The organism is Nocardia sp. GCM10030253 (genome assembly GCF_042675075.1).
Taxonomy (GTDB): Bacteria; Actinomycetota; Actinomycetes; order Mycobacteriales; family Mycobacteriaceae; genus Nocardia.
Map to the genome: position 1 here is coordinate 564,497 of NZ_JBHTDL010000012.1, position 11,813 is coordinate 576,309.

Below are 11,813 nucleotides of genomic sequence, written 5' to 3' on the forward strand. Positions count from 1 at the left end.
CAAGGTCATCATGCCCGTGAACCGCCGTTTCAGCTCGAGGCAGCACCGTGTCAGAGGCCATGTCAGCACGGTGACGGTCCGGTGTCAGGACGGCGGGCGATTGTTGCTTCCGTGATCAGTTCCTGCTCGGCGAGCACGACGTACGCCGACCCGGACAAAACAAATTCGAAGGAGCAAACCACCATGTCCATCACCCTCACCGACCAGGACAAGAGCACCCTGCGGACCGCCGCGTACGGCGCCGTCTCGCTGATGGCCGCCGCTGATGCCACCGGCAAGCCCCACAAGGCCGCCACCAACGGCACCATCGCCCTGAACTCCGCGACCGGCCTGGTCGGACACGTGCTCGCCGCGAAGTCGAAGGACATCGAACTGAACGGCAAGTCCGTCGCCGAACTCGCCGACCACGTGCTGCCGGCTCTGACGGCAGCGGTCAGCCTGCTCGAGAAGCAGGATCCGGCAGAGGCCGACAACTTCCGCAGCACCGTCCTCGTCGCCATCGAAGCCGCCCAGATCCACCAGAGCGCGCCTAGCCCCACCCTGGCCGAGATGACCCGCAAGATCACCGCAGCCCTCGGCTGACGGAGTCGGCCGAGCCGACCGACTGAACACCTCGAGACCCGTACGCCTCGAGGATGGACCCCTTCCGGTCGTGCATCACGTAGAACGCGCACCGGCCACGCCGAGCTCAGCGAGCTCGGCGTGGCCCGTCCACATGCTCGGCCCCCGCTAGGCCGACACACCTGGACTTGCACCGCATAGTGCCTGGTCTGGTAGGCTCGCGATCGCGCTCACGCGTAGGCCGATGTAGTTCAATGGCAGAACTTCTGCTTCCCAAGCAGACAGCGCGGGTTCGATTCCCGTCATCGGCTCCACCCAAAACAAGGCCCTGACCAGCACATATGCTGCTCGGGGCCTCTTTCTATCGCCCGGCGCCATACCCAAACCCGTACCCGACGGCCCGGTCTCGGCAAAACCATGCCGTAAAGGCCACATCGAAATGTGTGCGTGGTCCTCGCAGTACCGGAGGGTGAGTCGAGATCGCTCGCTGGGGTGATGTGGCCGATTGGGGAGCGCGGCGACGATCATCCGTATGCACCTCCGTCGCAAGATTTTCGGCGTGACCATGGCGTCCGTATCGATCACGTGGGCCTTGGCCGCCTGCACCTCCGCCGCTGATCCGGCGCCCGTATTGAACTGGCGACCTTGTTCGGACAATGCGGAATTCGACTGTGCGACAGTGGCTGTACCCATCGACTGGTCGGATCGGGATGGTTCGACGATCGATATTGCCGTGGTGCGGGATCGGGCCGATGATGCGGCGCGGAAGGTAGGGACGCTGGTTTCGCTGCCCGGCGGGCCCGGCACTTCGGGGGTGGACGAGATCCTGCGGGGCGGAAAGTTTTCGCCGGAGCTGCGGGCGCGGTTCGACATCCTCAGCATTGATCCGCGTGGGGTGAAGCGCAGTCATTCGGTTCAGTGCGATTCGGGGCTCGCCGCGAATCGGCCGAATATGGTGCCGGACACCGGCGGGCGGATCGATGAAGTTCGCTCGTACGCACGCGATCTCGCGGACAGCTGCCGTCAATACACCGGACCGCTGATCGATCATCTCGATGCGGTGAGCGTCGCCAGGGACGTCGAGGCGCTGCGGTCCGCACTCGGCGAGGATCAGATCAATATCTACAGCCGTTCCTACGGCACGATGCCCGCGCAGGCATACGCGGAGCTGTTTCCGAAGCGGCTGCGCACCTCACTGATGGACAGCGTGGACGATCACAGCCTGGACGGTCGCGCCTTCCTGGCCAGCGAAGCACGTGCGGGCCAGGACACTTTCAGTGAATTCGGGTCCTGGTGCGCACGGGACGAGCAGTGCGTCCTGCACGGCACCGACGCCCACCGGACCTACAGTGCGCTCTTCGCCAGGGCCGAGCGCGGGGAGCTGCGAGACGCGGATAGGCCTGACATGCCATTGGGTCCACTCGAATTGAGCCGCAAGGTCACTCAGCGGCTCTATGCGCCCGAATGGCCACGACTGGCGACCGAACTACGAACACTGACCGAGCAACCGGCCGACCTCCCCCTTCGATCGGCACCGATCAAGCGGTCCGGCGAGCCGACGGCCATGCCGGAGATAACGCTGTGCTCCGACTGGCGCTTCGACATCGGCGATCAGGACGACTGGCAGCGCCTGTGGCACGAACAGAACGCGAACGCCCCCACCTTGCGCGCCCATTTCGCCTGGGGTGCAGGCACTCTCTGTTCAGGCTGGCCGACAGCGCCGCAAAACCCGCAACACCGCCCGCAGATCCACGGCGGCCCGCCGATCCTGATCATCAACTCCCTGCACGACCCCGCAACCCCGCACGAATGGGCAACCCAGGTCGCCGCCCAAACCCCGCGCGCCGCCCTGCTGACCTACACCGGCTGGGGCCACGGCATCTACAACCGCACCCCCTGCACCACCACCGCCGCTGACCAGTACCTGATCACCTCGGCGCTTCCTACGACACCCACTTGCGCGCCTGCCTGAACCCGCTGCGCAACCGACACCCCCTCGCCATCGCCCATGTCTGCGGGGGTGTCGGTGCCGCTGGCTACAGTCACCTCGTGGCTGGAGCGCGGTACTCGTTTACGGCGGAAGTGTGGGAGCACAGCGGGCAGGGGTCGTGGCATTTCGTGGATCTGCCCGAGGGGATCGCCGATGAGATCGAGGAGATGTATTCGCACCGGGCCGGTGGGTTCGGGGCGGTGAAGGTGGAGGTGACCATCGGCGGTAGCCGCTGGTCGACGTCGCTGTTTCCCGCGAAGTCGCGAGCGACCTACGTGCTGCCGGTGAAGAAGCCGGTGCGGATCGCAGAGCAGCTCTCGGCCGGATCCACAGCGCGGATCGAACTCGTGGTCATCCTCTGATTCGTCCCGTGCACCGGCGCCACCGTTCTCCGGTGCACGCCGGGCACGTTCGGTATCGGGTCAGTGCGGCGTCAGGCACTCGCTGACGATCTTGCTGGTGGCCTGCCGAGCCTTGTCGGCGTCTTCCTTGCTCATACCGAGGGTTTGCGGGTCCACAGCCTTGGTGTCGTATTCACTGCCGGTCATCTTGCGCAGGCCTTCCTGCGAGATGCCCTGTTCCACATAGACCTTCGCCGCGCATTCGGCAAGCTTCGGGTCCTGCAAACCCTTGTCCTGCAGCGACTTCGCGAGATCCGCCTGGGAAATCGCGGGCGGCGCCGCGTCCTTGTCGTTACCGCACGCCGCCAGCATCGGCAGCGCGACGACGGCCGCGGCGATCAGGAAAATCCGCACCTGACTCCTCTTCTCAGTTAGCTCATGACATGGGGCTGCCACCACAGCGGCGCCGCAACGATAATGCCGCACCGCGCCCTCGGTGGCTGTTCGAACCGAATTCCGGTCCGGTAGCGGCACTCACAGATCCATGGCGGCCCGCAATGCGGTATCCAGCCGTTCGAGTTCCTCGGTACCCATTTCATCGACCCGCTCGGCGAGCCAGCCGCGGTAGATGCGACCGATATTGCCCGCATGCACCCACCCGTGCCGCGGTACGGACACCGCGAGAATGTCCTGCGGATCCTGATCGAGCACCTCGGCGGCGATCAGCCACTGCCTCGAGGATTCGTTGATGCCGTCACTGCTGATGAGCACGACGGTGCGGCGCCGCGGCGGCGAACCATGTGGGTAATAGATCCACAGTTCACCCCTGCGCACGCATCGCCTCCTCGGCGGCGGCCAGTTCCGCCTCATCTGCGGCGGCATCGGCCGTCACATCCAGCACCGGACCGACACCCGTACGCACGGCTTCACGGCGCGCTGCCTTCGATATCCACGCCGAAGGCGACATACCGGCCCTGGCCGCGGCCTGTTCGGCGAATGACCAGGAGGCCTCGTCCAGCGAAAGCGTGACCTTACGCGTTGCCATACCTTTTATCGTACCGATCCGAGCCCATTCCGGCTCGTCGTCAACGGGTATCGATCAGATCGACACAAACTGATGGCCGGTGACCGCTGTTACTGTGATCGGATGACGACGCTGAATCACCACCGAGTCGGCGCCGGGGAGCCGCTGGTCCTTGTGCACGGAATCGGCAGCAAGTGGCAGGTGTGGGAACCGATCATCGACACTCTCGCCGAATCCTTCGAGGTCATCGCCGTCGATCTGCCCGGGTTCGCCGGTTCCGCGCCGCTGCCGCACACCACCGTGGACACCCTCACCGATGCGCTCGCCGATTTCCTCGCCGCCGCGGGCATCGAGCGACCGCACCTGGCGGGCAATTCGATGGGCGGGCTCATCACGCTGAACCTGGGCGCCCGCGGCCTGGCCCGCTCGGTGACGGCCTTCTCCCCGATCGGGTTCTGGGATACCGCCGGTCGGGTGTGGTGCCAGCAGTCACTGGGCAAGTCGAAGGCGCTGGCAGGCCCCCTCGGTTCCGCCATGCCGAGAATCCTCGGCACCGCCGCCGGACGGACTGCTTTCCTCGGTTTGGTATTCGGTAAGCCATGGGCGGTCTCCGCTCAGGTCGCCATCGACACCGCGGACGGCGCGATCAACGCACCCGCGTTCGACGACGCACTCGCGTCATTCGCCGATGCGAAGCTGCATGAAATCGGCAGTCTGGCAGACATTCCCGTCACGATCGCCTGGGGCAATCGAGACATCCTGCTGACCTACCTCACGCAGAGCCGCCGCGCCCGCGCCGTGCTACCGAATGCCCGGCACATCACGCTGCACGGCAGCGGGCACACTCCGTTCTACGACGACCCGGCTGCCTGCGCGAAGGTACTGCGGGACACGATCGCCGGTTGCCCGTAGCGTCTTATCGGGCCGTGCGGGGTTCGGTGAGGCTGTTCGGGTCCGCCTTGCCGAGCAGGATGCGCACCGCATTTCGCCAGCGGTGCTGGATGATTCGGTTGCGATCGAGATCACCGGTCAACAGTGCACGCATCGCGAGACCGGTCATGATCTCGATGGTGAATTCGGTGATCGTCGGCACCCGCGGATCGTCGGGGAATTCCTTGCGGAAGCTGTCGCGAATGCTGTGGTGCATCAGCTCGAACAGCCGGTGCTCGAGCGGCAGAAAGGCGGCGAGCAGTTCCGGGTCGGTGCGGGCGCCGACCCACATTTCCAGTGCGGCCCAGAAGGTAGGGCCGCTGAGCATCCGCATGGTCAGCTCGACGGCCGTCTCCAGCCGATCGGATTCGGCGGGTATTGCCTCGAATTCCCTTGTCAATTGCAGGAATCGGCGCTCGGCGACATGCTCGACGGCACCGGCGAGCAGATCTGCCTTTGTCGGAAAATAGTGCTGGAGTGTGCCGCGCGGGACACCGGCCCGCTTCTGCACTTCGAGCGTGGTAGTGCCGGCGAAGCCGACCTCGACCAAGCTTTCCACCGCCGCGTCCAGGAGGCGGGTGCGCATGCGCGTGCGGCGCTGCGCCTGCGTCTCCCGGACGCGTTCGGTCATCGGGTCAGCGCCCCTGCCATTGCGGGTCGCGCTTCTGCGCGAAGGCAAGTGCGCCCTCGGCGGCATCCTTGGAAAACAGTGCGGGCAAAGCGATCTCGCCCTGCTTCGCGAAGCCCTCCGCGACGGTCCAGTCCGGCGACTCGTCGATGATCCGCTTACTCGCCGCAACCGAGAGCGGCGCGGCCGCAACAATTTCGGCGGCCAACGCCAGCGCACCCTCCAGCGCGCCACCGGGTTCGGTGACCCGGTTGACCAGTCCGAGCTGATAAAGGCGTTCGGCGCCGATCCGGCCGCCGGTCAATGCGAGCTCGGCGGCCATCGGGCGCGGCAGGCGCTGAGTCAGGCGCAGCACGCCGCCGCCCGCGGCGACCAGACCGCGTTTCACCTCGGGAATGCCGAACTGCGCGTTACTCGCCGCGACGATGAGATCCCCGGAGAGCGCCAGCTCGAAACCACCGGCGAGCGCAAAACCCTCGACCGCGGAAACCATCGGTTTGACCGGCGGTTTCGCGGCGATACCGAGCGGGCCGCGGCGCTGCGTTATCGGCATCTCCCCCTTGGACGCCGCAACGAGATCCATTCCGGCGCTGAATGTTCCGCCCGCACCGGTGAGTACGAGCACCCGTGCGGAATTGTCGGCCTCGAACTCGTCGATGGCGGCCTCGATAGCCTGCGCGGTGGCCAGGTTGATGGCGTTGCGGGCCGCTGGGCGGTTGACAGTCAGCAGGGTGATGGCATCCCGCCGTTCGACAAGTACCAGATCGGTCATCGGACGGTCCTCTCGGTGAGCAGGGTGAGCTGGTTTGCGGCAGTGATATCGACGGCCGCCCCGAGCGGGTCGCCGTCGGTGAATGCCGTGATGGTTTCCGCATCGGACACCCGCAACAGTATGCGTGCGCCGTCGGGCTCGAGCGCGCTGATCACCACGGCCTCCGGCTCGTCGGCGCGATCAGGTCCGCTGCCCTTGCGGTAGGCGACGGTATAGGACTCGACGGTGGCGGGGCCGGTATAGCCTGGCGCCGTATCACGCTGTGCGACAGGCACTTCCGACTCCACGGCCCGGAACAACCGCGCGGGCGGACGCGCCGAGTACACGCCGACACCGTGCTTGGTGATGTACCAGCCGAGAGCGGTTGCCAGCCCATAGGACTCGGAGTCGTCACGCAAGAGACCGACCAGCGTCGCGATGGAATGAGTGGCGTAGTTATTGCCGGGCCCACCGCCGAAAGTGAGTCCGCCGGTGACCGACAGCGGCCGTGCGGGATCGTCGATCGGCAACCCGAGCGCTTCGGCCGCGACCTGCACGGCGACCGGGAAGCAGGAGTACAGGTCGATGTGCGCGATGTCGTCGATAGTGATGCCCGCCGCCGACAATGCGGCCTGCCCGGCAGCGGCGATGGCGGGCGAGGCGGCCAGGTCCGCGCGCTCGGAGACAAACCATTCATCGGTAGCCGTCGCACCCCCATGTGGGAAGACCCATCGGTCGTGCGAGACGCCGGCCGCGTCGGCGGCGGCCGCACTGCACACAATCAGTCCCGCACCCTGATCCACGGACAGATTCGCGACGAGCAGCTTCGGATACGGGGTAGACACCAGGCGGTTGGCAGGGCTCGGCGTCACCAATTCGGCGATCGGATGCTCGGTGGGCTGCCAGGCATAGGGGTTGCGCGCCGCCACCGCGGACAGTCGTGACCACAGGCCACCGATCCGCTCCCGATGCGCCTGTTCGCTCAGACCGAGCCGTCCGCGCAGCGCGGTTTCCATCAGCGCATAGAAATAAACCGGGCCCCAGAGCCCTGCCGCGGTTTCCATCTCGGTGTTGGGTCCGCGCTCGGAGCCGATGACTTCGGTCGGCCGCACGTCCTCGGGTTGCTCGGGCCAATCGAGCGTGCGGCCGGTGCGAGTGGCGGCGTTCCAGGAGGCGACGGCTTCGGCGCCGGTGAGCAGCGCGACGTCGGACTTCCCATCGGCGATCACCTGCGCGACGGTGTTGAGCATGCGTTGCGGTGCATCACCGCCGAACCGCGCGGATTGCACCGTCTGTTTCGGTGTGGCACCGAGTTCGGCGGCGACGAGGGCACCGAGGTCGGCATAGGGGCGACTGACCGGCGCCGCGGCGGCTATCAGATCCGCCGAGCGGAGCAGCCGGTCACCCGTGCCGCTATCGGATCCCGCGCGGCGCAGGGATTCGGCGGCAAGTTCGACCGGCCCTGGCAGACCGGGCTCACCCGGCCGGTGCACGATCTGCCCGGCACCGACGATCACCGGTGTTCGGGGGTCCATTCCCGCTGGCAGCATGCGTTCCTCCGCTTCACGCTCCAGTTACCGTCAGCATTGACGGTAACTACAGTTCGATTAGAACAGGTCGCACCCCGGCAGGCAATGACCCACGAACTCGAACTGACCCACGGGTAAGATCCGAGAATGGGCACCAACATCGCACTACGGTTCGACGGCGACCGCGCCTACGTCACGCTGGACCGACCGGACAAGCACAACGGCCTCACCGTCGACATGCTCCGCGGGCTGGTCGAGACCGCACACACCATTGCCGACCGCAAGGATGTGCGCGCGGTCATCCTGTCCGGCAACGGCCCGAGCTTCAGCAGTGGCCTCGATGTCGCCAAGGCCACCGGTGACCCGCTGGCCATCGTGCGCGGCTTCATCCCGCTGCCATGGCGCGGCACCAACACCTTCCAGGAAGCCTGCTGGGCGTGGCGGCGACTTTCGGTCCCGGTGATCGCCGCGGTGCACGGCCGTTGCTACGGCGGCGGCCTGCAGATCGCGTTGGCCGCGGACTTCAGATTCGCCACGCCGGACGCGGAATTCTCGGTGATGGAGGCCAAGCACGGCTTGGTACCGGACATGACCGGCGCGGCAACACTGTCGAGCCTGATCGGTATCGACAAGGCGCTCTTGCTGACCATGACCGCCGACACCGTCGACGCCGCCTATGCCGAGCGCATCGGTCTGATCACCGAGGTCACCACCGACCCGGTCGCGGCCGCCGAAAAGCTCGCCGACCGCATCGCGACCCGCCCCCCGCGCGCCGTTGCCGCAGCCAAGCGCCTGTTCGATCGCTCCTGGCAGGCCTCCGCGCGACGCACCTTCGCGATCGAGCGGGCTACCCAGCTGCCGCTGATCCTGCGGATGGCCATGTCGCGGGGCAAAAACTCGACGAAGTAGTCGTTAACTTTCACCAATCAAGGACGCAAGCCACCAATTCCTCTGGATTCGCTGTTAGCATTTCCAACGATTTGCCAGCCAGTCGAAATGTGCCACGAAAACATACGACGGGTGGTCGGTGTATCGAGCATGCTTCGGCGAGAAACAGGAGGGCTCAAAGACTTTGACCAAGACTGGCTCGATCCTGCTGACAACGCTGGCGGGTGCCACGGCCTTGCTCCTGACGGCGACTACCCCTGCCACGGCAAACCCAAACGCGATCAACCCAATTCCAGTGCTCAACGGCACTAGCGGGCTGCCCAACCTGGCGGGACGGACCAGGGCGGTATTCCAGGTGACGGGCATGGCAAGCCCGAACAACACCCAGGCCTACAACGTGCTCGGCACCGACCTCGGCATCATGTGGGACAACGGCAGCGGCGAAATGCTGACCGCGTTCGGCGACACCGCCGGGCTCGGATTCCCGAATTTGCTGGCGGGTAGCATGTGGGCGTGGCGCAGCAACATCCTGGTGCGTAGCCATACCCAGGATCCGGCCAACGGCATCTACTTCGACAGCGTCGTGCGCGACGTATTCGGGCAGGCACGTGACCTGATCCCCAGCCCGAAGATTCCGTTCATCGAGATCAGCCGGATCCCCACCGCGGGTATCGCGGTCAACGGCGTCCAGTACATGAGTCTGATGTCGGTACACAGCTGGGACGACGTCGGGCAGTGGACCACGAACTTCTCCGGCCTGGCCGCCTCCGGCGACAACGGCGAGACGTGGGCCGAGCTGCCGCAAACCCGCCGCGGAAACGACGGGGGCAACGCCAACTTCCAGATGAACGCCTTCCTGAAGGATGGCGGATTCGTCTACGAATACGGCACCCGCTCAGGTCGTAACCGCGCGGCTTTTATCGCCCGTGTGCCCGAGAACGACATCGCCGACCTGGGTGAATACCAGTACTGGGACGGCGAGAAATGGAAGAAGGGCGACGTCGACGCGGCAGCGCCGATCATGTTCGGTGTCGGCGAATTGTCGGTCATGTACAACCAGTACCTCGGCCAGTACGTCGCGCTGACCACCGATCCGTTCAATTCGGTGGTGATGCGCCGCGCACCATCGCCGACCGGTCCGTGGAGTGATCCCGAGGTGTTGATCGACACCCGTGAACTGCCGACCGCGTACGCGCCGTCGATCTTTCCGTACCAGACCGGTCGTGACCTGTACTTCCTCACGACGCTGCACAACCAGTACAACGTCGTTTTGATGCGCACCACCTTGTGACGGGTGCGGGCGGTTCGGTAACACCGCGTCTCGATTCGACGCGTCGCTCGGCGCAAGCCGGAGTCCAGCGATAGATCCCGGCTTTCGCTGTCGCGGAGGTTCGGCTTGACCTCGAGTCCACTTCATCTATGAGGCTGGCCGCATGCCTACTTCTGCCGCCGCATCCAGCTTCACCGGCGAATCCGCCGTTGTGCGTGACTGGTTGCGTACGTATCGGTGGCCATCGGCTTCCACCACGGCGACCTCGGCACGGCGGTGGCGCCCGATCCCGCACCCGGTCTGGTCGACGCAACGCTCGGCGAGGTGGACCTGCCCGCCTTCTACGTGGACTTGCACGCGCAAATAGACTCACGGGTATGGATGCGCCCGATTGGGACGCGCGGTATGCGCAAGGTGAATTGGTCTGGGGCGCACCGCCGAACAGCACGGTGGTGGAGCACGTCTACGGGCTCGAGCGGCGCACGCCGCTGCAGCCCGACACCCCGGACGGCGATATGCCGGCCCTGCCGCGTGCCCTCGATCTCGCGTGCGGCGAGGGTCGGAACGCATTGTGGCTGGCCACGCACGGCTGGCAGGTGCACGCGGTCGACTATTCACAGGTGGGGGTCGACAAGGGACGCACGGTCGCGACCCGCCTTTCCCGCTCGGTGCGCAGTCGCATCACCTGGCAGTGCGCCGATGTCACCGACCTCGACGCGGCGGGCATCACCGGCCCGTACGAGCTGGTCCTGATGGTCTTCCTGCACCTGCCCGCCGAGCAGCGCCGAACCCTGCTGCGCCGCACGGCGGATCTGCTCGCTCCCGAAGGCACCCTGCTGATACTCGGGCACGACAGCACCAACCTGACCGACGGCCACGGCGGTCCCCAGGACCCGTCGATCCTCTTCACCCCCGACGACATCGTCGCCGACCTCAGCCCGGAATCCGACCGCATCCGCGTCCGCATCGCCGACCGCATCCTGCGCCCCACCGAAGACCGCGACGCCATCGATGCCCTGGTCCTCGCGACCAAGTCGCCCGCGACACCGGATCGAGCAGAACTGGAATCCCAGACCGGCGAGTGACCTACCACTCGCGCCCGTTCAGCCGAGCGAATCCGGATCCGCTCGACTTCGCTTGACGCGGTGACGTACCGCGTGTTCGGGTCCTCTGCTGAGAATTAGAAGCAGCAGTTATCGGGTCAGGCGGGCAAGTCAGCCCACCGCCGCAGCAGAGGCGTCACGATGCCGACAATTTCGGTGAACCCGGTGCGAAACGAATGTGGTTGTCCGGCAATCGTTTCCACCTGCGTGGCGTCGGCGGCATCGGGCACGCCGAACGGGTCGCGAGCACCGTTGATCACCACCACCTCGATATCGCCGGTCGCCCGTAGCTCATCGACCCGCGTGTTCTCTGGCTTACCCGGCGGGTGCAGCGGAAACGACAGTGCGATCACCCCACTCGCCCCGGCGGCGACCGCGGTGCGGCAGGCCACGCGAGCTCCATTGCTGCGGCCACCCTGGATCAGCGGGACTTTTACGACCCGCTTGCGCAGGTACGCGACGATCTCTAGCCAGGCTTCGTCCTGCTTCGCCGCCGACCCCGGCGCACGCCGTCCGGCGACCCGGTAAGGCTGCACCACCCTGGCCACCGCGCCGCCGAGCTCGACCGCGCAATCCCGCACCGCGAGTAGATCTTTCGTGTCGACGCCGCCACCGGAGCCGTGCGTCAGCAGCAGCAGGAACGCCGGCTTGCGCGGCTTGTCGAGTTCGATCTCGGCAGGTCCAGCGCTCGTCTCGATTCGCACACCCAAACGGTAGCGCTCCAGCAACCCGGAAACGGCGAGCGCAACGAGGCCATCGATCGGGTCCGGCGACCGCCTCTTACTCGAGCCGGGATGC

General features: G+C 66.1%; 14 protein-coding genes and 1 tRNA gene. 8 read left to right on the top strand and 7 right to left on the bottom strand.

What is annotated here, in order from left to right:
• The first annotated feature begins 183 nt into the window (after window positions 1-183).
• The 4 genes from ACFQZZ_RS28925 (at window position 184) to ACFQZZ_RS28940 (ending at window position 2,913) form a co-directional block, all read left to right on the top strand.
• Entirely contained in the window at window positions 184-582 is a 399-nt protein-coding gene (locus ACFQZZ_RS28925) for a hypothetical protein (RefSeq protein WP_378686991.1), read from the top strand.
• A 219-nt stretch (window positions 583-801) separates the two neighbouring features.
• Window positions 802-875 (top strand) — tRNA-Gly (locus ACFQZZ_RS28930).
• Window positions 876-1,240: 365 nt separating this feature from the next.
• Window positions 1,241-2,533 carry an alpha/beta hydrolase gene (locus tag ACFQZZ_RS28935; RefSeq protein WP_378686993.1) on the top strand — a complete coding sequence of 431 codons (1,293 nt, stop codon included), beginning with the start codon at window positions 1,241-1,243 and terminating at the stop codon, window positions 2,531-2,533.
• Between the two features lie 77 nt (window positions 2,534-2,610).
• Complete coding sequence (locus tag ACFQZZ_RS28940) at window positions 2,611-2,913, top strand: DUF1905 domain-containing protein (protein WP_378686995.1); 303 nt, start codon at window positions 2,611-2,613, stop codon at window positions 2,911-2,913.
• Window positions 2,914-2,973: 60 nt separating this feature from the next.
• On the opposite strand, the gene ACFQZZ_RS28945 is transcribed toward ACFQZZ_RS28940, so the two are convergent.
• From ACFQZZ_RS28945 to ACFQZZ_RS28955, 3 genes are all read right to left on the bottom strand, one after another.
• Window positions 2,974-3,306, bottom strand: a complete 333-nt coding sequence (locus ACFQZZ_RS28945) for a hypothetical protein (protein WP_378686996.1) — start codon at window positions 3,304-3,306, stop codon at window positions 2,974-2,976.
• 120 nt (window positions 3,307-3,426) lie between these two features.
• Complete coding sequence (locus ACFQZZ_RS28950; protein ID WP_378686997.1) at window positions 3,427-3,726, bottom strand: hypothetical protein; 300 nt, start codon at window positions 3,724-3,726, stop codon at window positions 3,427-3,429.
• Window positions 3,713-3,937, bottom strand: a complete 225-nt coding sequence (locus ACFQZZ_RS28955; RefSeq protein ID WP_378686998.1) for a hypothetical protein — start codon at window positions 3,935-3,937, stop codon at window positions 3,713-3,715. Before ACFQZZ_RS28955 ends, ACFQZZ_RS28950 begins: the two co-directional genes overlap by 14 nt.
• A 102-nt stretch (window positions 3,938-4,039) precedes the next feature.
• Between ACFQZZ_RS28955 and ACFQZZ_RS28960 the strand changes: the two genes are divergently transcribed.
• Window positions 4,040-4,828: an alpha/beta fold hydrolase gene (locus ACFQZZ_RS28960; protein WP_378686999.1), complete on the top strand. Its 789-nt coding sequence runs from the start codon at window positions 4,040-4,042 to the stop codon at window positions 4,826-4,828.
• A gap of 4 nt (window positions 4,829-4,832) precedes the next feature.
• Here the strand turns inward: ACFQZZ_RS28960 and ACFQZZ_RS28965 are convergent, their stop codons facing one another.
• From ACFQZZ_RS28965 to ACFQZZ_RS28975, 3 genes are read right to left on the bottom strand one after another with little or no spacing between them, the layout of a single operon-like run.
• Complete coding sequence (locus tag ACFQZZ_RS28965) at window positions 4,833-5,477, bottom strand: TetR/AcrR family transcriptional regulator (RefSeq protein WP_378687000.1); 645 nt, start codon at window positions 5,475-5,477, stop codon at window positions 4,833-4,835.
• Window positions 5,478-5,481: 4 nt separating this feature from the next.
• Window positions 5,482-6,246, bottom strand: a complete 765-nt coding sequence (locus ACFQZZ_RS28970) for a crotonase/enoyl-CoA hydratase family protein (protein ID WP_378687002.1) — start codon at window positions 6,244-6,246, stop codon at window positions 5,482-5,484.
• Window positions 6,243-7,775: an acetyl-CoA acetyltransferase gene (locus tag ACFQZZ_RS28975; protein ID WP_378687004.1), complete on the bottom strand. Its 1,533-nt coding sequence runs from the start codon at window positions 7,773-7,775 to the stop codon at window positions 6,243-6,245. Before ACFQZZ_RS28975 ends, ACFQZZ_RS28970 begins: the two co-directional genes overlap by 4 nt.
• 138 nt (window positions 7,776-7,913) lie before the next feature.
• On the opposite strand from ACFQZZ_RS28975, the gene ACFQZZ_RS28980 reads away from it, so the two are divergent.
• The 3 genes from ACFQZZ_RS28980 (at window position 7,914) to ACFQZZ_RS28990 (ending at window position 10,997) form a co-directional block, all read left to right on the top strand.
• Window positions 7,914-8,663, top strand: a complete 750-nt coding sequence (locus ACFQZZ_RS28980) for a crotonase/enoyl-CoA hydratase family protein (RefSeq protein WP_378687171.1) — start codon at window positions 7,914-7,916, stop codon at window positions 8,661-8,663.
• Window positions 8,664-8,826: 163 nt separating this feature from the next.
• The gene (locus ACFQZZ_RS28985) at window positions 8,827-9,933 is read left to right on the top strand and encodes a DUF4185 domain-containing protein (protein ID WP_378687006.1); all 1,107 of its coding nucleotides are present in this window, start codon (window positions 8,827-8,829) and stop codon (window positions 9,931-9,933) included.
• A gap of 356 nt (window positions 9,934-10,289) precedes the next feature.
• Complete coding sequence (locus ACFQZZ_RS28990) at window positions 10,290-10,997, top strand: class I SAM-dependent methyltransferase (protein WP_378687007.1); 708 nt, start codon at window positions 10,290-10,292, stop codon at window positions 10,995-10,997.
• A 116-nt stretch (window positions 10,998-11,113) separates the two neighbouring features.
• Here ACFQZZ_RS28990 and ACFQZZ_RS28995 read toward each other — a convergent pair whose 3' ends face one another.
• Window positions 11,114-11,719 (bottom strand): alpha/beta family hydrolase, encoded by a 606-nt coding sequence (locus tag ACFQZZ_RS28995; protein WP_378687009.1) that lies wholly within the window; start codon window positions 11,717-11,719, stop codon window positions 11,114-11,116.
• Between the last annotated feature and the right edge of the window lie 94 nt (window positions 11,720-11,813).